This window comes from Kutzneria sp. CA-103260, from assembly GCF_018263855.1.
Classification (GTDB): Bacteria; Actinomycetota; Actinomycetes; order Mycobacteriales; family Pseudonocardiaceae; genus Kutzneria.
In genome coordinates this window covers 5,130,029-5,153,210 of record NZ_CP073318.1, presented here as the reverse complement: position 1 = coordinate 5,153,210, position 23,182 = coordinate 5,130,029, and the positions used below count along the sequence as shown (strand labels likewise).

The following is a 23,182-nucleotide window of genomic DNA, read 5'->3' as shown; positions in this document are numbered from 1 at the left end:
TGGGTCTTGGAGACACCCAAACTCTAGGGAAGCTTTGCGGCGGCTGAGGAATCCAGGAGCCACAGGGTGCGGTTGACACCGCGGGCGCCGGCGGCGGGGATCTCCACCTCGGAGGCGCCGGCCAGGGCGCGGGCCACGGGATCGGCCTTGGCCTCGCCGGTGGTCATCAGCCACACCTCGGTGGCGCGGCGGATGGCCGGCAGGGTCAGGGAAACCCGGGTCGGCGGAGGCTTGGGGCAGTCGCGCACGGCGACGACCGTCAAGGACTCCTCGTGCACGGCGGGGGAGTCGGGGAAGATGGAGGCGGTGTGCCCCTCTTCGCCAACCCCCAGCAGCAGCACGTCGAAGGCCGGCACCGGAGAACCGAGCTCCGAGGCGTAGGCGGCAGCCGCGGCGTCGGGATCGTCGCCGAAGCGGCCGTCGGACGGCTCCATCACGTGGACCCGCGCGGGGTCCAGGGCGATGTGGTCGAGCAGCGCCGCCCGGGCCTGGGTCTCGTTGCGGTCGGCGTGCCCCGAAGGCAGGAAACGCTCGTCGCCCCAGTAGAAATCGACCCGGGACCAGTCGACGGCGTCACGGGCGGGACTGTCCCGCACGTGCTCCATCACGGCGTTGCCGGTCCGCCCGCCGGTGAGCACCAAGGACGCCGAGCCGCGGGCGGCCTGGGCGTCGACGAGCTTGGTGATCAGGCGGGCCGCAGCGGCGGCGGCCAGGAGGTCGCCGCCGCTGTGCACCACAACATCGGTGGCACCGGTCACGAGTCGGCCTTGGCGGACGCCTTCTTCGAGGCGGCCCGCTTCGGCTTGGCCTCGGCCGCGGGGGCCTCGGCCTTCTCCGCCTTGGCCGAAGCCTTGGCAGCGGCCTTCGAAGCGGCGGTGGGCTTCGAGGGAGCCGTCGGGGTGACGGCGTTGCGGGCCTTGCTGACCTTCGGGACGGCCATCAGGGCGTCCTTGTAGATCTCGTCCGGGTCCAGCCGCCGCAGCTCCTCGGCCAGGCAGTCGCGAACCGACCGGCGCTGCAACGCGATCCGGCGGTCCGGCTGTCCGGGCTGGGTGAGGGTGCCGGTCTTGGCGTCCGGCCGGAGCAGATCGACCGCCCCGGACCGGCGCTGCAGCGTCACCTGGACGATGCCCTCGCCGGTGGTGGCCTTGGCCCGGCTCACCGGCACGTTCAGCCGCGAGGCGAACCAGCCGGCCAGCAGCTCCGAGGACGGCGAGTCGGCCTCGCCGATCACCGAGGCGCCGGTGACCTTCTCGTACGGCGGCAGGTCCAGCGCCGCCGCCAGCTGGGCCCGCCAGTTGGTCAGCCGGGTCCAGGCCAGGTCGGAGTCACCGTCCACATAGGACTTTCGACGCTGCTCCAACGCCTTGATCGGGTTCTTCTCGGCGGCCGAGTCGGTGATCCGGCGGGTGGCCAGCTGGCCGATGGCGTCCTCGGCCGGCACGTCGGGCGCCTCGGACGGCCACCACGCCACCACCGGCGCGTCCGGCAGCAGCAGCGGCACCACGCAGCTGGCGGCCTGGTCGGCCAGCGGCCCGTACAGCCGCAGCACCACCACGTCGCTGGCCCCGGCGTCGCCGCCGACCCGGATCTGGGCGTCCAGCCGGGCGGCCGCCTTGCGGGCCCCGCGGGCCAGCACGATCACCCGGCACGGGTGCTCGCGGCTGGCCTCGTTGGCCGCCTGGATGGCCTCCTCGGTCTTCGCGCTGTCGTCGGTGACGATCACCAGCGTGAGCACCCGGCCCAGCGCCACGGCGCCGCCGGTCTCGCGGACCTCCACCAGCTTGCTGTTGACCTGGGCGGTCGTGGTGGACGGCAGGTCGATGATCACGGGCGCCTCCAATGACGACCGGTGCGGGTGAGCATCTCGTCGGCCGAGGGCGGACCCCAGCTGCCGGGGGCGTAGCCCTCCGGCATGCCCTGCTTGGCCCAGTGCTCCAGCACCGGGTCCAGGATCTGCCAGGACAGCTCGACCTCTTCGTTCATCGGGAACAGCGACGGCTCACCGAGCAGCACGTCCAGGATGAGCCGCTCGTAGGCCTCGGGCGAGGACTCGGTGAAGGCGTGGCCGTAGCCGAAGTCCATGGTGACGTCCCGGACCTCCATGGTGTTGCCCGGCACCTTGGAGCCGAACCGCATGGTCACGCCCTCGTCCGGCTGCACCCGGATGACCAGGGCGTTCTGTCCCAGCTCCTCGGTGGCCGTGGAGTCGAACGGCAGGTGCGGGGCCCGCTTGAACACCACGGCGATCTCGGTGACCTTGCGGCCCAGACGCTTGCCGTGCCGCAGGTAGAACGGCACACCGGCCCAGCGGCGGGTGTTGACCTCCAACGTGATGCCGGCGTAGGTCTCGGTCTTGGAGTCCGGTGCGAAGCCGCCCTCCTCCAGCAGGCCGAGCACCTTCTGCCCGCCCTGCCACCCGCCGACGTACTGGCCCCGCGCGCAGGTCTCGTCGTACGGCGTGGGAACCCGCGCCGCCGACAGCACCTTGATCTTCTCCGCGCGCAGCGCCCGCGGGTGGAAGGAGACCGGCTCCTCCATCGCGGTCAGCGCCATCAGCTGGAGCAGGTGGTTCTGGATCACGTCGCGGGCCGCGCCGATGCCGTCGTAGTAGCCGGCGCGACCACCCAGGCCGATGTCCTCGGCCATGGTGATCTGCACGTGGTCCACGTAGTTGGCGTTCCAGATCGGCTCGAACATCTGGTTGGCGAAGCGCAGCGCCAGGATGTTCTGCACCGTCTCCTTGCCGAGGTAGTGGTCGATGCGGAACACCGACTCCTCGGGGAACACGTCGTTGACGACGTTGTTGAGCTCCTTGGCCGACTTCAGGTCGTGGCCGAAGGGCTTCTCGATGACGACCCGGCGCCACTGCTCGGCGTCCTGGTCGGCCAGGCCGGCCCGGGACAGCTGCTTGGTCACGACCGGGAACGCGCCGGGCGGGATCGACAGGTAGAACGCGTGGTTGCCGCCGGTGCCGCGCTGCTCGTCGAGCTCACGCACGGTCTTGGCCAGGTTGTCGAACGCGTTGTCGTCGTCGAAGGTGCCCTGCACGAACCGGATGCCCTCGGACAGCTGGTTCCAGACCTCGGCCCGGTAGGGCGTGCGGGCGTGCTGCTTGACCGCCTCGTGCACGACCTCGCCGAAGTCCTCGTTGGCCCAGTCCCGGCGGGCGAAGCCGGTCAGCGCGAAGCCCGGCGGCAGCAGGCCCCGGTTGGCCAGGTCGTAGATGGCGGGCATGAGCTTCTTGCGCGACAGGTCGCCGGTCACGCCGAAGATCACCAGGCCGCACGGGCCGGCGATCCTGGGCAGCCGCTTGTCGCGCTCGTCCCGCAGCGGGTTGCGCCAGCTGCTCACCTCTTGACCTCCTGGACGGCCTTGGTCAGCTCGACCAGGCCGGCGGCCCGGTCGGTCAGGTGCAGACGGAGCACCGGGCGGCCGTGCTCGGCGAGCACCGAGCCGTCGCCCAGCGCCTGCGCGTGCTGGAGCACGCCCAGCGTGTACGGGCGGTCCGGCACCGCGAGGTCTTCCACGACCGCGCCGGTGACCTGGAGGAACACGCCGTTCTGGTGACCGCCCTTGTGGTACTGGCCGGTCGAGTGCAGGAACCGCGGGCCCCAGCCGAACGTGGTCTGCAGGCGGCTGGCCCGGGCCACCGCCGGCCGCAGCACGGCGGCGGAGGCGTCGTCGAGCCGGTCCAGGTAGGCCTGCACGGCCACGTAGCCGTGGTCCGGCGCGGCGGCCAGGAAGGCGTTGAGCACGTCGGCCAGGGTCGACGCGGTCGGCGGCAGCCACTCGCCGCTCTCGTACACCTCGACCGAGCCGATGGTCAGGTTCGGCGCGGCCTCGGTCTCGCCACCGACCGGCCCAGATGAAGTAAACGCTGTCAGCAGGGCGCGGGCGGCGGCCTTGGCGGCCTCCACGTCGGGCTGGTCGAACGGGTTGATGCCGATCAGCCGGCCGGCGATCGCGGTGGCGAACTCCCACAGCAGGAACAGGCCGCCGAGCTCGCCCGCGGTGCTCATGAACGCCGCGTCCACGTCCGGGCCGATGGCGATCGGGGTGGCGTCGGTGCCGGCGGTGACGAAGCCCGGCGCGTCCGCGTTCTCCACCGCCACCGGGAGCAGGCCGACGCCCTGCTTGCCGGTGGACTCGGCGATCAGCTGCTCCGCCCAGTCGGGGAAGCCCTTCACGCCGGAACCGGTGTCGGCCAGGATGACCTTCTCCGCGCCCTGCGCGTGCGCCGCACCCCAGGCTGCCCCCAGCCACAGGGCGGGGTTGGTGTCGTCGTCCTGGGACAGCAGCTTGAACGCCGCGTCCGCGTCGTCCAGCAGCTGGCCGATGTCCGCGCCGGCCAGGCCGGCCGGCACCAGGCCGAACGCGGTCAGCGCCGAGTAGCGGCCACCCACGTGCGGATCGGCGGTGAACACCTTGCGGTAGCCCGCTTCGGTGGCCATCTTCTCCAGCGGCGAGCCCGGGTCGGTGACGACCACAATGCGGCTCTTGGCGTCGATGCCGGCGTCCGTGAACGCCTTCTCGAAGATGCGCCGGTGGCTGTCGGTCTCCACGGTGCCGCCGGACTTGGACGACACCACGATGGCGGTGCGGGGCAGGTCACCGGCCAGCGCGTCGGCTACCTGGCCCGGGTCGGTGGTGTCCAGCACGACCAGCGGCACGCCGGCGGTCGCGGTGATCACCTCCGGGGCCAGCGACGAGCCGCCCATGCCGGCCAGCACGATCCGGTCGATGCCCTCGCCGGCCAGTTCGGCCCGCAGCGCCTCGATCTCCCCGACCAGCGGCCGGGAGCTGTCGTGCAGCGTGGTCCAGGACAGCCGGATGGACGCCTCGGGCTCGGCGTCCGGCCCCCACAGCGTCGGGTCCTGCGCGGCCAGCTTGGACGCGACCTTGTCCGCGATCAGCTGGTCGACCAGCGGGCGCGCCTTCTCCGCGAGCCCGTCGTGGACGATGTCGACGGAAATCCCCACTGCTTATCAGCCCTTCGCCTTGTCGAGCTGGCCCTGCACGGTCTCGAGCAGCTCGGCCCAGGACTTGACGAACTTGTCGACGCCCTCGGTCTCCAGCACGTCGTAGACGTCGTCGATGTCGATGCCGGCCTGCTCCAGGGCGTCGAACGTCTCCTGGGCCTGCTCCTCGGTGTTGCTGACCGTGTCGCCGCGCAGGTTGGCGTGGTCGGCCACCGCGTCCAGGGTCTTCTCCGGCATGGTGTTCACCACGTTGTCGACCACGAGCTCGTCGACGTAGCGGGTGTCGGAGTAGTTCGGGTCCTTCACACCGGTGGAGGCCCACAGCGGACGCTGCGCGTGCGCGCCGGCGGCGGCCAGCTCCTGCCAGCGCGGCGTGCTGAACGCGCCGACGTAGGCGGCGTAGGCCAGCCGGGCGTTGGCGATGGCCGCCTCGCCCAGCAGCGCCTCGGCCTCCGGGGTGCCGATGGCCTTGAGCCGCTTGTCCACCTCGGTGTCCACTCGGGACACGAAGAACGAGGCCACCGAGTGGATCTTGGCGATGTCGTGGCCGTTGGCCTTCGCCTGCTCGATGCCGGCGATGAAGGCGTCCATCACGTCCAGGTAGCGCTGCACCGAGAAGATCAGCGTCACGTTCACGCTGACGCCCTCGGCCAGGGTGCGGGTGATCGCCGGCAGGCCCTCGACGGTGGCCGGGATCTTCACCATCAGGTTCGGGCGGTCGACCGTCTTCCACAGGTCAAGCGCCTGCGCGACGGTGCCCTCGGTGTCGTGGGCCAGGCCCGGCTCGACCTCGATCGACACCCGGCCGTCCTTGCCGCCGGAGGCCTGGTAGGTCTCGCGGAACACGTCGCACGCGTTGCGCACGTCGGTGGTGGTCAGCTCGCGCACCACCGCGTCCACGTCGGCGCCGCGGGCGGCCAGCTCGCGCACCTGCTCGTCATAGGCCTCGCCGTGCGACAGCGCGCCGGCGAAGATCGTCGGGTTGGTGGTCACCCCGACGACGTGCTTGTCCTTGATCAGGCCGACCAGGTTGCCGGTCTGCAGCCGGCTGCGCGACAGGTCGTCGAGCCAGATCGACACGCCGGCCTCGCTGAGCGCGGCCAAGTTGTTGGCGCTCATCTTCTACTTTCCCTCCACCTTGGCGATGCTTCGGCGTGCGGCCTCGACGACGTGCTCGGTCGTGAAGCCGAACTCGCGGAACAACGTCTGATAGTCAGCGGATGCCCCGAAGTGTTCAATCGAGACGATCTCACCCGCGTCGCCGGCGAACCGGTACCACGGCTGGGCGATGCCCGCCTCGACCGTCACGCGTGCCTTCACGGACGGCGGGAGCACCTGGTCCCGGTAGGACTGGTCCTGCTCGTCGAACCACTCGACACACGGCATGGACACCACACGGGTTGCAACGCCCTCGGCCTCGAGCACCTTCCGCGCCTCGACCGCGATCTGCAGCTCGGAGCCAGTGGCGATGATCACCAGCTGCGGCTCGCCGTTGCCGGCGTCGGCCAGCACGTAGCCGCCCTTGGCCACGCCCTCGGCGTCGGTGCCCTCCAGGACCGGCAGGTTCTGCCGGCTCAGGGCCAGACCGGTCGGGTGGTCGTGCCGGGACACCAGGGCCCGCCACGCGAACGCCGTCTCGTTGGCGTCGCCGGGGCGGACGAACGACAGGCCCGGGATCGCCCGCAACGCCGCGTAGTGCTCGATCGGCTGGTGCGTGGGGCCGTCCTCGCCGAGGCCGATCGAGTCGTGCGTCCACACGTAGGTGACCGGGATCCCCATCAGCGCCGCCAGCCGGACCGCCGGCCGCATGTAGTCGCTGAACACGAGGAAGGTGCCGCCGTACGGGCGGGTCGGGCCGTGCAGGGCGATGCCGTTGAGGATCATGCCCATGGCGTGCTCGCGGATGCCGAAGTGCAGCGTCCGGCCGTACGGGGTGGCCTTCCACTCCTTGGTGGCGATCGAGGTCGGGCCGAACGAGTCCGCGCCCTTGATCGTGGTGAGGTTGCTCTCGGCCAGGTCGGCCGAGCCGCCCCACAGCTCCGGCAGCACCTCGCCCAGCGCCGACAGCACCTCGTTGGACGCCTTGCGGGTGGCCACGCCCTTGGGGTCCGGGCTCCAGGTCGGCAGCTTCTCGGCCCAGCCGGCCGGCAGCTCGCGGGCGATCAGCCGGTCCAGCAGCGCCTTGCGCTCCGGGTTGGCCGCGGCCCACACGTCGAAGGACTTCTGCCACTCCACGTGCGCCGCGTTGCCCCGCTCGACGGCCTTGCGGGCGTGCGCCAGCACCTCGTCCTCGACCGGGAACTTCACCTCGGGGTCGAAGCCGAGGATCTTCTTGATCTCGACGATCTCGTCCTCGCCCAGGGCCGCGCCGTGGGCCTTGCCCGAGTTCATCTTGGTCGGCGCCGGGAAGCCGATGATCGTGCGCAGCACGATGATCGAGGGACGGTCGGTGACGGCCTTGGCCGCCTCGATGGCCGCCAACAGGCCCTGCACGTTCTCGCCGCTGTCGACGTGCTGCACGTGCCAGCCGTAGGCCTCGTACCGCTTGCCGGTGTCCTCCGACAGGGCGATGGCGGTGTCGTCCTCGATCGAGATCTTGTTGTCGTCGTAGATCAGGACCAGGTTGCCCAGCTGCTGGGTGCCGGCCAGCGAGGACGCCTCGGAGGTGACACCCTCCTCGATGTCGCCGTCGGAGGCGATCACGTAGACGTGGTGGTCGAACGGGCTCTGGCCGGGCGCGGCGTCCGGGTCGAACAGGCCGCGCTCGCGGCGGGCCGCCATCGCCATGCCGACCGCGGAGGCCAGGCCGCTGCCCAGCGGGCCGGTGGTGATCTCCACGCCGGCGGTGTGGTGCACCTCGGGGTGGCCCGGGGTCTTGGAGCCCCAGGTCCGCAGCGCCTTGATGTCGTCGAGCTCCAGTCCGTAGCCGGACAGGAACAGCTGCAGGTACAGGGTCAGGCTGGAGTGCCCGGCGGACAGCACGAACCGGTCCCGGCCCAGCCAGTTCGGGTCGGTCGGGTCGTGCCGCATCACGCGCTGGAACAGGGTGTACGCGGTCGGGGCCAGGCTCATCGCGGTGCCTGGGTGGCCGTTGCCGGCCTTCTGCACCGCGTCGGCGGCCAGCACCCGGACCGTGTCAACCGCGCGCTTGTCCAGCTCGGTCCAGTCCTGGGGCAGATGGGCGGTGGTCAGCCGGGTGACTTCGTCGGTGTCGGACACGGACCTGAGCTCCCACTCTTCACGTCAGGCGGAACAGGCCGTGACGGCGCTGGTCGGCAGGCTCTGGATCGATCCCGAGAGCCGACCGTGCCCAGCCCATCCCGCTCGCTTGGGTCGTCGTCGGCAAGCCTAGTCCCGAGCTGTCGAAAATGTGATCTCAACGTGGCCGAGTGGGTCGTGAGGGACGTCGCAACGACCCCACAAGTGCGGGCCGGGGGCACGCGGTTACGATTCTGACGATCGACGGACCCGACGTCGGTCCCCATTCTTGTCAACTGTCCGATTCGAGGAGCGAGATGCCGCCGGTGAGCCCCGCCAAGGGAATGCCTGGCAGCACCGCCGTCGACGCCACCACCACATCCGGTCGCTCCGCGCGCGCCGTGCTCGGGGCCTACATCGCCCTGATGAAACCGCGCGTGATCGAACTGCTGCTGGTGACGACGATCCCAGCGATGTTGCTCGCACAGCGTGGAATTCCGTCCCTGTGGCTGGTGCTGGCCACCCTGCTCGGCGGCACCATGGCCGCCGGCAGTGCCAACGCGCTCAACTGCGTCTGGGACGCCGACATCGACGCGGTGATGAAGCGGACCAAGGCCCGCCCGCTGGCCAAGCACACGGTGCCGGTCCGCAACGCGCTGATCTTCGGCCTGGCGCTGGGCGTGGCCTCGTTCGCCTTCCTGTGGCTGACCACCAACCTGCTGTCCGCGGTGCTGGCCGTGGCCACCATCATGTTCTACGTCCTCATCTACACGATGGTGCTCAAGCGGCGGACCGCGCAGAACATCGTGTGGGGCGGGGCCGCCGGCTGCATGCCGGTGGTGATCGGCTGGTCCGCGGTCACCGGCACCGTCGGCTGGCAGCCGCTGGTGATGTTCGGCGTGATCTTCTGCTGGACGCCCCCGCATTTCTGGGCGCTGGCGATGAAGTTCAAGGACGACTACGCCGCCGTGAACGTGCCCATGCTGCCGGTGGTGGCAACTCGGGTAGAGGTTTCCCGACAGATTGTCGCCTACTCCTGGGCGATGGTCGGCCTGTCGCTGCTGTTGCTGCCCGCGACCAGCTGGATCTACGGAGTGTTCGCCGTCGTGTTCGGCGCCTGGTTCCTGGTGTTCGCCCACCGTTTGCACAATGAGGTGCGGCGGGGCCAGGAGGGCAACCCGATGAAGCTGTTCCACCTCTCCAACACCTATCTGATGCTGGTGTTCGTGGCCCTGGCCGCGGACGCCGTTGTGGGCCTGCCCACGTTCGGCTGGCCCTTCTGAGCGAACCCCCGATCGGGCGACGCCTCGCGTTTGGAAAGGACCATTCCTCTCGTTGGATGAGAGGAATGGTCCTTTCACAACATCTGGGTGGTGTCAGAGCGTGATGGACGGCGTGGTGAGCGACACGTCCGTGGCGCTCACGATCAGGTGGGCCGGGCCGTGCCGCAGGCCGTTGATGGTGAACCGGCCGTGCACGTCCGAGCGGGTGCACAGGCGCTGGTCGTCGGTGCGCAGCTCCACGTCGTGGCTGCCGGGCGGGGACAGTCTGCCGTCCATCCGCACCGAGCCGTCCAGGTTGACGCCGACACTGAGGCTGATGGTCAGCGCGTCGCTGTCGAAGGTGATGCGGCCGACGTCCTCGGAGCCGGTGCGCTGCCGGCACACCGCCACGGTCGGCTCCCCCAGGAACGCCCCGGCCAGCGCCACCGCGCCCCGGACCCGGTCGACCAGGTCGGCCGGCGGTGGGTCGGCGGCCGTCCACAGGTCCCGCACGGCGGCCAGGATGCGCAGGTCCAGCTCGTCGAGCGGCTCGTCCGGTCGCACGGTAGTCATCCCCACTCTCCCTCCGGGTCGGAGATCAGCAGCTCGCGCAGCTTGGCCAGGCACCGGCCCCGGGTCGGACCGATGCTGCCTCTGGGCATGCCCAGTCGGTTCGCGACCAGGCCGTAGTCCGGGCGGGGCGTGAACGCGACCACCCGCAGCAGCTGCTGGCAGCGGGTGGACAGCTGGTCGACGGCCTTCCACAGGCGGCGCCGCTGGTCGGCGACCAGGGCCTGCTCCACCGGGCCGATGGAGGCGTCCAGCAGGTCGTCGAACATCTCGTCGCCGGCCAGGGTCTCGTTGCGGTGTGCGTCCTTGGCCCGCCAGGCCTCCCGCTTGGTCGCGGTGACCAGCCACGCGGTGAGCGCGGCCGGCGTGTGGATGTCGGCCAGTGACCGCAGCAGGTTCAGCCAGGTGGTCTGCACCACGTCGGCGCAGTGCGCGGCGTCCAGGCCCTGGGCCCGGGCCACGTGCCACAGCAGCGGCGTCAGCTCGATGATCAGCGGGTCCATGCCGCCGCGCGGATCGGCGCGGGCGGCCTCCAGCAGGACGGCGATGTGCTCGTAGCGATTGTCGGTGTCCCCGTCACCCATGTCGGCCGGTGGTTTCGGTCCGTGCCGCGGGCCTCCCACCATTACCCCCTCCGCTCCCTCGTCCTGGTAATCAGGGACGGTCGGGCCGGATGGGGATACCTGGGGGTAGGTCACGAACAGGTAACGCGGTGGGCCCGTTAGGCTCGCGGACCATGCGCACAGCCGGCCTCGCGGCCCTGACTCTCGCCACCCTGCTCGGGGCGGCCGCCTGCGGCGGCTCCTCCTCCAGCGCGGGCAGCCAGCCGACCTCCAACGCCCCGAAGAAGCCCTGCACGGTGGACGACATCCAGGTCAGCGGCGCCTTCGGCAGCAAGCCCAAGATCACCATCCCGGACACCTGTACGGCGCCCACCCAGGAGCTGACCAAGGACCTCACGCCGGGCTCCGGCGCCGCGGTCAAGGCCGGTGACGCGGTGTCGGTGTACTACGACCTGGCCACCTGGTCGGACAAGCAGGACGTGCAGTCCTCCTGGGACCAGCAGCCGCTGCAGCCGTTCACCGTGCAGCCGGTCGGCCAGGCGACAGTTATCCAGGGCTGGAACGACGGCCTGGTCGGCATCAAGCAGGGCGGTCGCCGGCTGCTGGTCATCCCTCCGGACAAGGGCTACGGCCCCGGGGGCAACCGGGGCATCAAGGGCAATGAGACTCTCGTGTTCGTGGTCGACGCTGTGACGGTCACCCCGGCGTCGTGATCCTCGCCTCGCCTCTCCGTGGCCGCCGCCACGGAGAGGCGAGCATCACTCACAGTGGTCACGTTCGGTGGCCATGTCACCGTGGTGGAGTATTGTCGCACTGTTGAGATTTTCGGTTAACTCTTCCCTGGCGGCCGATGCGCTTGTGTGGGCCGACTGCAATGGGGGTAGGAAAGCCCGCAGCTCCACACGTGACCTGCAACGGCAGTAGTTGCTTTGGCCAGGACCCGATTGCCACCGGGTGCGCGAACGACGCACAGACGTACAAGAGCTTCTACCTCCAGAACATCGATCTCTACGTCGAGGCACGGTGGTCGCCGGCCTGCAACGCGGCCTGGGCGAGGGCGTCGACCTGTTGCAATGCGCAGGGCACGCTCAGCGTGGGGCAGCCGCCGCAGCTCGGACAGAGCACCTCCATCCCGTCCGGCTACACGCGGATGATCGTGTGGGCCGGCGGCCCTCGAGCGTGCGTGATCGTGACCGACCCGCCGGGCATTCCCAACACCTGCACTCCGGCGTGACCTCTCGGCCCGCCGCCCATCCGGGCGGCGGGCCGTCCTCTGCGCGCTGACCTGCGGAAACGGCACCTGCGGTCCGGCTCGTCCGGGCCGGACCGTATGGTGGGCGCTCGTGACGGGTGACGATGAGGAGGCCGAGTTCGTCGCGGACTCGGTGGCCGAGAAGATGTACACGGTGTGCCACCAGTGCGGCGGCATCGGCGAGGTGCCGATCCCGGTGATCGCGGTGGTCGGCGGCGTGGGCCGCACCGCCACCGCCAACCGCACCTGCCACGTCTGCGACACCAACGGCCGGCTGACCGGCATGGTGCCGCCGATCTGACCCTTGCTCCCTGGATCCGGTAACGCTGGCCCGGCCGATTAGGATCATTCACCGTCGCGACTGGCGTGTTGGGGTGGAATCGACCACCGGGGAGCGACTGGGAGACGGTGGCGTCGCGCGCCTGGGTGTCAGCTGCCACAACCGCATCACATGGGAGTCCGACGATGCATCAGCCCGCGCTCACCGCACTGACCGCCGCCGACCCGGAGCTGGCCGGACTGGTCGAGTCCGAGGCCAGGCGCCAGCACGACAAGATCCGTCTGATCGCCTCCGAGAACTACGTGTCCACCGCCGTGCTCGAGGCCACCGGCACGGTGCTGACCAACAAGTACTCCGAGGGCTACGCCGGCAAGCGCTACTACGAGGGCCAGCAGTTCATCGACCCGATCGAGCAGCTGGCCGTGCAGCGGGCCAAGGACGTGTTCGGCGTCGAGCACGCCAACGTGCAGCCGTACTCCGGCTCGCCCGCGAACCTGGCCATCTACCTGGCCTTCCTCAAGCCGGGCGAGACCGTGATGGGCATGGGACTGCCCTCGGGCGGGCACCTGACCCACGGCTGGACAGTGTCGGCCACCGGCAAGTGGTTCAACGCCGTGCGCTACGGCGTCACCAAGGAGACCGGCCGCGTCGACATGGACGAGGTGCGCGACCTGGCGCTGGCCGAGCGGCCGAAGGTGATCTTCTGCGGCGGCACGGCCATCCCGCGCACCATCGACTTCCCGGCCTTCGCCGAGATCGCCCGCGAGGTCGGCGCGGTGCTGGCCGCCGACATCGCGCACATCGCCGGCCTGATCGCCGGCGGCGCCCACCCGTCGCCGGTCGGCCACGCCAACGTGATCTCCACGACCACGCACAAGACGCTGCGCGGCCCGCGCGGCGCGATGCTGATGTCCGACGCCGAGCACGCCTCCGCGCTGGACAAGGCCGTGTTCCCGGGCCTGCAGGGCGGCCCGCACAACCACACCACCGCCGGCATCGCGGTGGCCCTCAAGGAAGCCGCCACCGACGACTTCCGGACGTACGCGCACGCCGTGGTGGCCAACGCCAAGGCGCTGGCCGAGGCGCTGGTGGAGCGGGGCTTCGACCTGGTCTCCGGCGGCACCGACAACCACCTGCTGCTGATCGACCTGACGTCCAAGAACGTCGCCGGCAAGCCGGCGGCCAAGGCCCTGGACCGGGCCGGCATCGAGCTGAACTACAACACCGTGCCGTTCGACCCGCGCAAGCCGTTCGACCCGTCCGGTATTCGCCTCGGCACCGCCGCCGTCACCACCCGCGGCCTCGGTGTCGAGCAGATGCCGCAGCTGGCGACGTGGATCGACCGGGTCGTGACGGCGGCCGCCGACGGCGACGAGTCGGTGGTCGACGCCACCGCCGCCGAGATCGCCGAGCTGCTGGCCGGCTACCCGATGCCGGGCTGGGTCTGACCGATGCCCGCCGCCTCCGGTGACTCGCTCGGCTACGCCGTCGTCGAGGGGTCGCTGGAGCGGATCACCTTCGCCAACGAGGAGACCGGGTACACCGTCGCCAAGGTCGACACCGGCCGCGGCGGCGGTGACCTGCTCACCGTGGTCGGCGCGCTGCTGGGCGCGCAGCCGGGGGAGAGCCTGCGGCTGCGCGGCCGGTGGGGCAGCCATCCCCAGTACGGCAAGCAGTTCCACGTCGACTCGTACACCACGGTGCTGCCGGCCACCGTGCAGGGCATCCGCCGCTACCTCGGATCCGGTCTGGTCAAAGGGATCGGGCCGCGGATCGCGGACCGGATCGTCGAGCACTTCGGACTGACCGCGTTGGACGTCATCGAGACGGACGTGGGCCGGCTGATCGAGGTGCCGGGGCTGGGTCCCAAGCGCACCAAGCTGATCGCCGGCGCGTGGGAGGAACAGAAGGCCATCAAGGAGGTCATGCTGTTCCTGCAGGGCGTTGGCGTGTCGACGTCGCTGGGGGTGCGGATCTACAAGACCTACCGGGACGACTCGATCCGGGTGGTCAAGGAGGAGCCGTACAAGCTGGCCGCCGACGTGTGGGGCATCGGCTTCAAGACCGCTGACGTGCTGGCCAAGGCCGTGGGCATCCCGCACGACAGCCCACAGCGGGTGAAGGCCGGCATCCAGTTCACCCTGTCGGAGGCCAGCGGCGACGGGAACTGCTTTCTGCCGCAGGACGAACTCGTGGCCAAGGCGGTGGAGATCCTGGAGGTCTCCAGCGTCCTGGTGACCGACTGCCTGCGCGAGTTGGTCGCCGAGGAAGGCGTCGTCCGCGAGGAGATCTTCGAGGGCGACCCGGCCGCCATCTACCTGGTTCCCTTCCACCGCGCGGAGATCTCGCTGGCCGGGCAGCTGGGCCGGCTGCTGCGGTCCGATGTGGACCGAATGCCGGCGTTCGGCTCCGTGGACTGGGGCAAGGCCCTGGACTGGCTGCGGCGGTCCACCGGCACCACGTTGGCGCCCGAGCAGGAGCAGGCCGTTCGGTTGGCGCTGACCGAGAAGGTGGCCGTGCTGACCGGGGGACCGGGCTGCGGCAAGAGTTTCACCGTGCGGTCCATCGTGATGCTGGCCAAGGCCAAGAACGCCAAGGTGATGCTGGCCGCCCCCACCGGCCGGGCCGCCAAACGCCTGGCCGAGCTCACCGGCGTCGACGCCGCCACCGTGCACCGGATGCTGGAGCTCAAGCCCGGCGGCGACGCCGCCTACGACCGGGACCGCCCGCTGGACGTGGATCTGCTCGTCGTCGACGAGGTGTCCATGTTGGACCTGTTGCTGGCCAACAAGTTGCTCAAGGCCGTGCCGCCCGGGGCCCATGTGCTGCTCGTTGGCGACGTCGATCAGCTGCCCAGCGTCGGGGCCGGTGAGGTCCTGCGGGATCTGCTGGCCGCCGAGCCCGTGCCCCGGGTTCGGCTCACCCAGATCTTCCGTCAGGCTCAGCAGTCCGGTGTGGTCACCAACGCCCACCTGATCAACTCCGGCCGTCAGCCGGTGACCGAGGGGCTGCCCGACTTCTTCCTGTTCGCCCAGGACGACACCGAGGAAGTCGCCGCCCTGACCGTTGATGTCGTGGCCAACCGAATTCCCCGCAAGTTCGGCCTCGACCCCCGGCGGGACATCCAGGTCCTGGCCCCCATGCACCGCGGTCCCGCCGGCGCCGGCTCGTTGAACGTGTTGCTGCAGGAGGCTTTGACGCCCTCCAAGCCGTCACTGCCCGAACGTCGCTTCGGTGGCCGCGTCTTCCGCGTCGGCGACAAGGTCACCCAGATCCGCAACAACTACGACAAGGGCGTCGCCGGCGTCTTCAACGGCACCGTCGGCGTGGTGACCGCACTGTCCACTGAGGACCAGACCCTCACCGTCCGCACCGACGAGGACGAGGACATCGACTACGAGTTCGGGGAACTCGACGAGCTCGTGCACGCCTACTCCATCACCATCCACCGCTCCCAGGGCAGCGAATACCCCTGTGTGGTAATCCCCATCACCACCAGCGCCTGGATGATGCTGCAACGCAACCTGCTCTACACCGCCGTCACCCGCGCCAAGAAGCTCGTCGTCCTCGTCGGCTCCCGCCGCGCCATCCAGCAGGCCGTCCGCACCCCCTCCACCGGCCGCCGCTACACCGCCCTGGCCCACCGCATCCGCACCGCCTGAACCCCCGCGAGTCCCGCTCTGCGTCACACCGAATGTCGGTTTCCGGCAGATCGCGTGGGCTGGGCCGTCTCCACGAAGTACTCGTCACATCGCCGCATCGGTGGGGCTCATGAGGGTGTGCGGACGACGCACCTCGTGAGGAGGACATGATGCAGTTCGTGTTGGTGATCCACCACGGCACATATCCGTTGCCGGGCACGCCCGGGGCCGAGGCGGTGTCGGCGGAGGACAAGAAGGCCGCCTACGCCGACTGGGCGGCCATCAGCGCGATGGAGAACGTCGCCGGCGGGCCGCCGTTGGGCCTGCCGGCGGACGCGACGACCATCAGGGTCGAGAACGGTTCGACCGTCCGGACCGAGGGCCCGTTCCTCGACGCCGCCAGCGCGGTGGGCGGGTTCCTGGTGGTCGAGGCCGATGACCTGGAGGCCGCCGTCGCGGTCGCGGCCCGCGTTCCGCAGGCCCGCCTGGGTGGTGCGGTCGAGGTGCGGCGGGTGGCCCGGTACTGGTGAGCGGTGGGGCCCGGCGCGCCGGGCCCCATTCACTCGACCTGGCCCAGGACCGTGGCAGCGACCCCGCCGACGCGGTCGGCGTCGCGGATGACGTCGATCCGGGCGATCCGGTCGTTGGCGACCGTGAAGACCATCACGGAATGCGGCCGCCCGTCCCGAGTGATCAGGGCCCCTACCGCGCCGTTGACCAGGATCGGGCGCAGCCGGCCGCCACGGGGCGCGCGAGCCTGCGCGGCCACCGCCGACGCGCCGTGCACCACGCTCGACGGGCGGGCACCGCCGAAGTCGGTCCGCAGCACGACCTCCGGATCCAGAACCCGGACCAGCGCGTCGAAATCCGCCGTTCGCGCCGCCGCGTAGAAGGCTTCGACCACCTTCCGCTGCCGCGCGAGATCCGGCTCCGCCGGTGGCACTCCGGCTCCGTGCACCCGCCGCCGCGCCCGGCTGGCCAGCTGGCGCGTGGCGGCCGGCGTGCGTCCCACGATGTCGGCGATCTCCCCGAACGGCACGTCGAACATGTCGTGCAGCACGAACGCCAACCGCTCCCCGGGCGTGAGCCGCTCCAGCACCACCAGCAAGGCCAGGCCCACCGAATCAGCCAGCAGCGCCTCCTGCTCCGGCCCTTCGTCCGCGACCACCAGCTCCGGCCGGTGCTCGGCCAGCGGATCCTCCCTGCGGTGCCGTCGGGACCGCAGCTGATGCAGGCACTCCCTCGCGACGACCGTCGTCAGCCAGCCGCCCAGGTTCTCGATCTGCCCCGAGTCGGCCCGACTCAACCGCAGCCACGCGTCCTGCACCGCGTCATCCGCCTCCGTCACCGACCCCAGCATCCGATACGCCACCGCCCGCAACCGCGTCCGCTCCCGCTCGAACCGCTCGGCCAGCCACTCCGTCTCGTCCACCGGTCACACCATCCCGTCGTCAAGGCCCACCCCATGAGCCCCCGGACGCCGCTGATGTGACGGCCCCGGGTGGGCGGGTCATAGGGCAGGGCCGGTTGAGCCGCGGACGTTGAGGGTCAACGGGGCGGTGACCTGGGTGGGGGTTGCGCCGGCGATGTCGGCGAGCAGGGCCTGGACGGCGAGCTGGCCGAGGGATTCGGCGGGGATGGCGACGGAGGTGGCTTCGGGGGAGAGGTAGCGGGCGAGGTCGACGTCGTTGAAGCCGATGAGGGAGAGGTCGGCGGGGATGGCGACGTGCAGCAGGGAGCAGGCCCGGTAGAGGGCGGCGACGAGGATGTCGTCGTCGCAGAAGATGGCGGTGACGTCGGAGCGGCGGAGGAAGCGCGCGGCGAGGAGGGTGGCCTCGTCGATGTCGAAGGGGGAGCGGTAGCGAAGGGGGGTGAGGCCGTGGCGGCGGAGCTCGGAGGTGAGGAAGCGCTGGCGCAGCTGGAAAGTACGGCGGCGGACGGCGGCCTGGGCGTGGCCGATGCGGCGGTGGCCGAGGCTGTGCAGGTGTGAGACGACGTCGCGGAGGCCGGCGGCGATGTCGATGTCGACGGCGGAGCGGCCGGCGGGGTCGGGGCATTCGACGAAGACGACGTGGTCGAGGTCGGCGGCGAGGCTGGCGGTGACGGGGGCGGCCTCGGCGTAGACGATGGCGCCGGCGAACATGCCGACCTTGCTCATGGAGGCGAGCCGGGCGGCCCAGTCGTCGTCGGAGGCGGTGTCGACCAGCAGCACGGCCATGTCGGCGGAGCGGGCGGCCTGTTCGGCGCCGAGCAGGACACGGGCGAAGTAGGGATTGCGGACGTCGGGCACGGCCAGGGCCAGGACCTGGGGGCGGCCGCCGCGGAGGACCCGGGCGGGAGCGTTGGGCACGTAGCCGAGCTCGGCGGCGGTGGACTCGACGAGGGCCCGGGTGCGGTCGGAAACGCGCCCGGCGGCCCGGCCGGAGAACACCAGCGACACGGTGGTCTGCGAGACGCCGGCCGCGCGAGCGACATCGACGCTGGTCGCGGGCCTGCGCCTGGTCAACGGATGTCCTCCTTGACGAGTCCGTGCTAGCTTGCCACGTACTACGTAGTACTCGACGTGAGGACTCGCCATGACGACGGCCACCCGGATCGACTGGACGCGGGAGCACTGCCGGCTGCTGAAAGGCGTGCGGGACGAGTTCGCGACCACACGGCCGTTCGAGGGGCTGACGATCGGCACCGGAATCCACATCGAGGCCAAGACGGTGGCGCTGCTGACCACACTGCGGGCCGGCGGTGCGGAGGTGGTGGCGGCGGGCAACCTGAACAGCACCCAGCCGGCGGCCGTCGAAGCCCTGCGGGCTGAAGGCGTCACGGTGATCGGGGAGCAGACGAAGGACGAGCGTGAACACGGGCACTACCAACGGGAACTGCTGACAACTCGACCGGATCTGATCCTGGACAACGGAGGCGATCTGTTCGCGCGGTACCTCGATGACCCCTACGTTGGCCTCAAGGGCGGCACCGAGGAGACGACGTCGGGCCGGATGCGGCTGAAGCCGCTGCGGGACCGGCTGCGCCGGCCGATCCTGGTGATCAACGACAGCCCGATCAAGCAGTTCGCGGAGAACCAGCACGCGGTGGGACAGAGCACGCTGGAGTCGTTGCTACGCCTGACGAATCGAGTCACCAACGGTGAGCGGGTGACGGTCGTGGGCTACGGCGCGTGCGGCCGCGGGGTCGCGGACAACTTCCGCGGCGCGCACGCCAAGGTCTCCGTGGTGGAGGTCGACCCGGTCACCCGGCTGCGGGCCCACCTGGACGGCTTTGACACCCCGCCGCGGGACGTCGCACTGTCCACAGCGGACGTGATCATCACGGTCACCGGGGCCCGCGGGGTGATCACCGTGAAGGACCTGCCGTTGCTGAAGAACGGCGTGGTCCTGGCCAACGCCGGCCACTTCCCGGTGGAGATCGACGCCGACGGCCTGCTCACGTCGCCCGAGGTCAAAACGATCCGCGAGTACGAGGACGACCTGGCGACCCTGGAACTCCGCGACGGCCGCCGCGTCCATCTGGTGGCCCGCGGGCACATGGTCAACCTCGCCGGACCCCGAGCCCTGGGTAACTCCATCGAGTCGATGGATCTCGGCTTTGCCTTGCAGGCCCGGTGTCTTCAGGCCGTAGCCACCGGCCAGGTGGACAGCGCCAGCTGTGTGGTGCCGGTCCCGGCGGAGATCGACGCGCAGGTGGCAAACGCTTACCTGGCCGACCGGTATCAGTAGCGGACGTCCATGGACAGCAGCGGCGGGTACACAGTGGACTCCTCACCGTCCACAGTGGTCCCAGCGAACTGGAGCATCGCCCGCTGCGCACCGTGCATCGGCGCCGGATAGTTCAGCACCGGCTCGGAAACCTCGTCCAGCAACCGGATCTGCGACGACAGCAGCGTGACGTCCAGCCCGTCCAGATTGTCGACGAGGTGCTCCAGCCGCCGCGCGCCGACAATCGGCACAACGGTGCCCGGCCGGGCCCGCAGCCAGGCCAGTGCCACGGCGGCCGAGGAAGCGCCCAGGTCCTGGGCGATGTCGGAGACGGCGTCGATGACGTCGAAGTCCTCGTCGCTGGGGCCGCCGACGTAGGCGACCCGCTCGGAGTCGGTGACCATGGCGCCTCGCCGGTACTTGCCGGACAGGAAGCCGTTCTTCAACGGGCTCCACGGGGTCAGCGCCATGCCCTGGTCCAACGCCAGCGGCGCGAGCTCGCCCTCCACGGTGCGGGCCAGCAGCGAGTACTCGACCTGCAACGCGATGATCGGCGACCAGCCCCGCAGCAGGGCCGTGGTCTGGGCCTGGGCGGTGACCCAGCCCGGCGTGTTGGAGAAGCCGACGTACCGGATCTTGCCGGCCCGCACCAGGTCGTCCAGGGCCCGCATGGTCTCCTCGACAGGAGTGTTGCGGTCCCAGTTGTGCAGCCAGTACAGGTCGAGGTAGTCGGTGTTCAGCCGGCGCAGGCTCTGCTCCAGCTGGGCGATGATCGACGCCCGGCCGGCGCCGCCGCCGTTGGGGTCGCCCGGCCACATGTTGCCGAAGAACTTCGAGGCCAGCACCACGTGCTGGCGCTGCCCCGGGCCGGGCGGCGAAGTAGTCGCCGAGGATCTTCTCGGAGTGGCCGTTGGAGTAGAAGTTGGCGGTGTCGATGAAGTTCCCGCCCCGCTCCAAGTAGGCGGACAGGATCTTCTCGGACTCCTCGACGTCGCAGCCGGACGAGCCCGGGTCAGCGCCGAAGGTCATCGCGCCCAGGGCGAACGGGCTGACCCGCAGCCCGGAGCGGCCGAGGGTGACGTAGTGGTCGAGCGGCATGATCGGCTCCCGGTGTCGTGCTCTGGTGTCCACTCCATCTCAGCGCCCGGCCCCGGGCCGGCGGTAGAGACATCCGCCCGACCTCTTGCCCGATCCTGCCGATGTCGGCTCGATCGGGTTGCCTGCGGGCCCGGCTGGTGGTGCCATGGGAACCATGGCGCTTGACGAGATCCGGGACCTGGTCGCCCGGCATGCCCGACCGGACGGCACCACGGCGATCACCGGCCTCCGGCTGTCCAGTGTGGACAGCACCGACGAGCACCACTCGCTGACCGCGCCGCAGCTGGTGCTGCTGGCGCAGGGTGGCAAGCGTTTGCTGCTGGGCGAGGAGGTGTTCGAGTACCGGGCCGGGGACTGCCTGGTGGTCAGTGCCGAAGTGCCGGTGAGCGGCCACTTCTTCGGCATCAGCCGGCAGCGCCCGGCGCTGGGCCTCGGCCTGGAGCTGCGCCCGACGGTGATCGCCCCGCTGCTGCTGGCCGCGCCGGCCGACCGGCGCTCGGCGCCGGCGATGGCCACCGGCAAGGCCGAGCCGGAGTTGCTGGACGCCGTGCTGCGTCTGGTCCGACTGCTCGACCAGCCCGGGGACGTGAAGGTGCTGGCCCCGCTGTACGAGCAGGAGATCCTGTGGCGGCTGCTGACCGGCCCGCACGGCGCGCTGGTCCGCCAGATCGGGCTGGCCGACAGCGGCCTGTCCCTGGTCGGCCGGGCGATCAGCTGGATCCGGGACAACTACGCCGAGCCGATCCGGGTGGCCGACCTGGCCCGCCTGGCCGGCATGAGCGAATCCGCCTTCCACCGGCACTTCCGGGCGGTCACCACGATGAGCCCGATCCAGTACCGCAAGCTGATCCGGCTCCAAGAGGCGCGGGCGCTGCTGGTGGCCCGCCCCGGCGACGTGGCCGGCATCGGGCACCTCGTCGGCTACGACAGCCCGACCCAGTTCAGCCGCGAGTACCGCGAGCTGTTCGGCGCGCCGCCTGGCCAGGACGCGGCCCGGCTGCGCGCCGACGGCTCGTTCGGGGTCATGCAGCTGCCCTGACCGGACGGTCCCTCGCGCAAGCCTGGCTCATCGAGAAGCTGGGCTGCCCGAAGGGGTTATTCGGTGGACTCCACCGAAAATGGCGGGTTTCACTGGCCCGGTGGGACTTCCGGAGGGGTATCGGACCGAGCGGCCAGCGCTGGCGGACATCGAGGCGATCCTGGAGTTGGTGCACGCCAGCGAACAGGTCTACCTCGGCTACCCGGACTTCGAGCGCAGAGAGGTGATGGACGCGCTGACCGGGACCGGCGACTCCTGGCTGGTGCGTGACGGGGACGGCCGGCTGATGGGCTGGGGCCAGCTCTACCCGTCGGGCTGGTTCTGTGACGCCTACGCGCGGCCGGGTGAGGGCCCCTCAGTGCAACGGGTCCTGATGGAGCTGCTGCTCAACCGGGTGGCTGAGCGCGCCGGCCGGTCGGTGGTGGCCAAGGCCGGCGCGCTGGTCACCGAGGAGCAGTACATCGGCGTGCTGGCCGGCCTCGGCTTCGAGTTCGACCACTTGCAGGCCCGGATGACCCGGCCGCTGGCCGGCGACGAGCAGCCGCCCGGCCCGGTGCCCGGCCACACCATTCGGGCCATGCGGGCCGAGGAACTGCCGGCCTGCGGCGAGGTGCTGCGGGCGGCCTTCGGCGACCAGCACGACTACGCCGCGACACCGAGCCTGGTGCCGGCGGAATGCTTGGTGGCCGAGACCGAAACCGGTGCGCTGGCCGGCGTGCTGCTCTCGTCGGCGCCGTCCGACAACACTGGCGAGGGCTGGGTGAAGTGGCTCGGCGTGCATCCGGACCACCGCCGTCGCGGGCTGGCTGCGGCTCTGCTGGCCACCGCCGTCGCCGCCAACGCGCGGCTGGGGCGCAAGGCTCTCGGGCTCGGCGTGGACACGTCCAGCCCGACCAAAGCCTTCACCCTGTACGAGCGGCTCGGATTCACCGTGGCGTACCAGGCCAACATCTACCGCCGAACCGTCGATGGCAGCATGATCGGGACATGACCGAACAACGCCAGCCGCGCCGGCCCGAGGACTTCGTTCAGGCCTACGCCGAGCAGCCACCGTGGGACATCGGCCGGCCCCAGCCGGTGATCGCCGCCCTCGCCGAGGCCGGTGGCCTGCGCGGCCGGGTGCTGGACGTGGGCTGCGGCACCGGCGAGCACGCCCTGCTGGCCGCCGGGCTCGGGCTGGACGTGACCGGGGTGGACACCGCCGCGCCGGCGATCGAGCGGGCTCGGGCCAAGGCCGCCGAGCGTGGCCTGAAGGTCCGGTTCGAGGTGGCGAACGCCTTGGAGCTGGAAGGGTTCGGGCCGTTCGAGACCATTGTGGACAGTGCGCTGTTCCATGTTTTCGAGGACGACGACCGGATCCGCTACGTGGCGTCGCTGGCCTCAGTGCTCGAGCCCGGCGGACGCCTGCACCTGTTGTGCTTCAGCGACCGGCAGCCCGGCGTCTGGGGTCCCCGCCGGGTGAGCGAAGCAGAACTACGGGCCGCCTTCGGCGCGGGGTGGCGGATTGAGTCGATCGACGCCGTCGAGCTGGAGCTGACCCGTGGCCAGGCGCAGGCGTGGCTGGCGGCGATCATCCGGGACTGACAG

Annotated in this window: 22 protein-coding genes, 1 pseudogene and 1 riboswitch; of the genes and pseudogenes, 11 read left to right on the top strand and 12 right to left on the bottom strand. The window is 70.7% G+C overall.

Features of this window, described 5'->3' with window-relative positions; all coding sequences use genetic code 11:
* Positions 1-23 precede the first annotated feature (23 nt).
* From pgl to tkt, 6 genes are read right to left on the bottom strand one after another with little or no spacing between them, the layout of a single operon-like run.
* Positions 24-758: a 6-phosphogluconolactonase gene (pgl, locus tag JJ691_RS22270; protein ID WP_249228113.1), complete on the bottom strand. Its 735-nt coding sequence runs from the start codon at positions 756-758 to the stop codon at positions 24-26.
* Positions 755-1,831: a glucose-6-phosphate dehydrogenase assembly protein OpcA gene (gene opcA, locus JJ691_RS22265; protein WP_211770650.1), complete on the bottom strand. Its 1,077-nt coding sequence runs from the start codon at positions 1,829-1,831 to the stop codon at positions 755-757. The genes pgl and opcA overlap by 4 nt, the downstream gene beginning before the upstream one ends.
* Positions 1,828-3,354, bottom strand: a complete 1,527-nt coding sequence (gene zwf / locus JJ691_RS22260) for a glucose-6-phosphate dehydrogenase (protein WP_211770649.1) — start codon at positions 3,352-3,354, stop codon at positions 1,828-1,830. Before zwf ends, opcA begins: the two co-directional genes overlap by 4 nt.
* Positions 3,351-4,976 carry a glucose-6-phosphate isomerase gene (locus tag JJ691_RS22255; protein ID WP_211771645.1) on the bottom strand — a complete coding sequence of 542 codons (1,626 nt, stop codon included), beginning with the start codon at positions 4,974-4,976 and terminating at the stop codon, positions 3,351-3,353. Before JJ691_RS22255 ends, zwf begins: the two co-directional genes overlap by 4 nt.
* 12 nt (positions 4,977-4,988) lie before the next feature.
* Positions 4,989-6,101 carry a transaldolase gene (gene tal / locus JJ691_RS22250; RefSeq protein ID WP_211770648.1) on the bottom strand — a complete coding sequence of 371 codons (1,113 nt, stop codon included), beginning with the start codon at positions 6,099-6,101 and terminating at the stop codon, positions 4,989-4,991.
* A 3-nt stretch (positions 6,102-6,104) separates the two neighbouring features.
* Positions 6,105-8,201: a transketolase gene (gene tkt / locus JJ691_RS22245; protein ID WP_211770647.1), complete on the bottom strand. Its 2,097-nt coding sequence runs from the start codon at positions 8,199-8,201 to the stop codon at positions 6,105-6,107.
* Positions 8,202-8,497: 296 nt separating this feature from the next.
* Between tkt and JJ691_RS22240 the strand changes: the two genes are divergently transcribed.
* Positions 8,498-9,463 (top strand): heme o synthase, encoded by a 966-nt coding sequence (locus JJ691_RS22240; protein ID WP_211770646.1) that lies wholly within the window; start codon positions 8,498-8,500, stop codon positions 9,461-9,463.
* A 93-nt stretch (positions 9,464-9,556) separates the two neighbouring features.
* On the opposite strand, the gene JJ691_RS22235 is transcribed toward JJ691_RS22240, so the two are convergent.
* Together JJ691_RS22235 and JJ691_RS22230 are read right to left on the bottom strand one after the other, a co-directional pair.
* A complete protein-coding gene (locus tag JJ691_RS22235) occupies positions 9,557-10,015 on the bottom strand; it encodes a hypothetical protein (RefSeq protein ID WP_211770645.1) in 459 nt (152 codons plus the stop codon).
* The gene (locus JJ691_RS22230; RefSeq protein WP_211770644.1) at positions 10,012-10,596 is read right to left on the bottom strand and encodes an RNA polymerase sigma factor; all 585 of its coding nucleotides are present in this window, start codon (positions 10,594-10,596) and stop codon (positions 10,012-10,014) included. The genes JJ691_RS22235 and JJ691_RS22230 overlap by 4 nt, the downstream gene beginning before the upstream one ends.
* Positions 10,597-10,748: 152 nt before the next feature.
* Between JJ691_RS22230 and JJ691_RS22225 the strand changes: the two genes are divergently transcribed.
* The 6 genes from JJ691_RS22225 to JJ691_RS22200 all read left to right on the top strand — a co-directional run bounded on the left by JJ691_RS22225 (position 10,749) and on the right by JJ691_RS22200 (position 16,278).
* A complete protein-coding gene (locus JJ691_RS22225) occupies positions 10,749-11,288 on the top strand; it encodes an FKBP-type peptidyl-prolyl cis-trans isomerase (RefSeq protein WP_211770643.1) in 540 nt (179 codons plus the stop codon).
* 191 nt (positions 11,289-11,479) lie between these two features.
* The gene (locus JJ691_RS22220) at positions 11,480-11,809 is read left to right on the top strand and encodes a DUF2690 domain-containing protein (RefSeq protein ID WP_211770642.1); all 330 of its coding nucleotides are present in this window, start codon (positions 11,480-11,482) and stop codon (positions 11,807-11,809) included.
* 109 nt (positions 11,810-11,918) lie between these two features.
* A complete protein-coding gene (locus JJ691_RS22215) occupies positions 11,919-12,128 on the top strand; it encodes a hypothetical protein (RefSeq protein ID WP_211770641.1) in 210 nt (69 codons plus the stop codon).
* A 46-nt stretch (positions 12,129-12,174) separates the two neighbouring features.
* A riboswitch (ZMP/ZTP riboswitch) is annotated at positions 12,175-12,262 on the top strand.
* Positions 12,263-12,292: 30 nt separating this feature from the next.
* Positions 12,293-13,555 (top strand): serine hydroxymethyltransferase, encoded by a 1,263-nt coding sequence (gene glyA, locus JJ691_RS22210; RefSeq protein ID WP_211770640.1) that lies wholly within the window; start codon positions 12,293-12,295, stop codon positions 13,553-13,555.
* Positions 13,556-13,558: 3 nt separating this feature from the next.
* On the top strand, positions 13,559-15,769 hold the full coding sequence (gene recD2, locus JJ691_RS22205) for an SF1B family DNA helicase RecD2 (RefSeq protein ID WP_211770639.1): 2,211 nt from the start codon (positions 13,559-13,561) through the stop codon (positions 15,767-15,769).
* Between the two features lie 149 nt (positions 15,770-15,918).
* Positions 15,919-16,278 (top strand): YciI family protein, encoded by a 360-nt coding sequence (locus tag JJ691_RS22200; protein WP_211770638.1) that lies wholly within the window; start codon positions 15,919-15,921, stop codon positions 16,276-16,278.
* A 29-nt stretch (positions 16,279-16,307) separates the two neighbouring features.
* On the opposite strand, the gene JJ691_RS22195 is transcribed toward JJ691_RS22200, so the two are convergent.
* Both JJ691_RS22195 and JJ691_RS22190 read right to left on the bottom strand, forming a co-directional pair.
* Positions 16,308-17,180 (bottom strand): sigma-70 family RNA polymerase sigma factor, encoded by an 873-nt coding sequence (locus JJ691_RS22195; RefSeq protein ID WP_211770637.1) that lies wholly within the window; start codon positions 17,178-17,180, stop codon positions 16,308-16,310.
* A gap of 78 nt (positions 17,181-17,258) precedes the next feature.
* On the bottom strand, positions 17,259-18,254 hold the full coding sequence (locus JJ691_RS22190; protein WP_211770636.1) for a LacI family DNA-binding transcriptional regulator: 996 nt from the start codon (positions 18,252-18,254) through the stop codon (positions 17,259-17,261).
* Positions 18,255-18,324: 70 nt separating this feature from the next.
* Between JJ691_RS22190 and JJ691_RS22185 the strand changes: the two genes are divergently transcribed.
* A complete protein-coding gene (locus tag JJ691_RS22185; RefSeq protein ID WP_211770635.1) occupies positions 18,325-19,479 on the top strand; it encodes an adenosylhomocysteinase in 1,155 nt (384 codons plus the stop codon).
* Here JJ691_RS22185 and JJ691_RS22180 read toward each other — a convergent pair.
* Both JJ691_RS22180 and JJ691_RS52945 read right to left on the bottom strand, forming a co-directional pair.
* A complete protein-coding gene (locus JJ691_RS22180) occupies positions 19,473-20,306 on the bottom strand; it encodes an aldo/keto reductase (RefSeq protein WP_256449413.1) in 834 nt (277 codons plus the stop codon). The two genes, JJ691_RS22185 and JJ691_RS22180, sit on opposite strands and share 7 nt — an antisense overlap.
* A gap of 79 nt (positions 20,307-20,385) precedes the next feature.
* Positions 20,386-20,487: pseudogene (locus JJ691_RS52945) on the bottom strand (hypothetical protein); the annotation flags it as partial.
* Positions 20,488-20,710: 223 nt separating this feature from the next.
* On the opposite strand from JJ691_RS52945, the gene JJ691_RS22175 reads away from it, so the two are divergent.
* The 3 genes from JJ691_RS22175 to JJ691_RS22165 all read left to right on the top strand — a co-directional run bounded on the left by JJ691_RS22175 (position 20,711) and on the right by JJ691_RS22165 (position 23,179).
* Positions 20,711-21,595 carry an AraC family transcriptional regulator gene (locus JJ691_RS22175; RefSeq protein ID WP_249228111.1) on the top strand — a complete coding sequence of 295 codons (885 nt, stop codon included), beginning with the start codon at positions 20,711-20,713 and terminating at the stop codon, positions 21,593-21,595.
* Positions 21,596-21,695: 100 nt separating this feature from the next.
* Positions 21,696-22,586: a GNAT family N-acetyltransferase gene (locus JJ691_RS22170; protein ID WP_211770633.1), complete on the top strand. Its 891-nt coding sequence runs from the start codon at positions 21,696-21,698 to the stop codon at positions 22,584-22,586.
* Positions 22,583-23,179 (top strand): SAM-dependent methyltransferase, encoded by a 597-nt coding sequence (locus tag JJ691_RS22165; protein WP_211770632.1) that lies wholly within the window; start codon positions 22,583-22,585, stop codon positions 23,177-23,179. The genes JJ691_RS22170 and JJ691_RS22165 overlap by 4 nt, the downstream gene beginning before the upstream one ends.
* Positions 23,180-23,182: the final 3 nt, after the last annotated feature.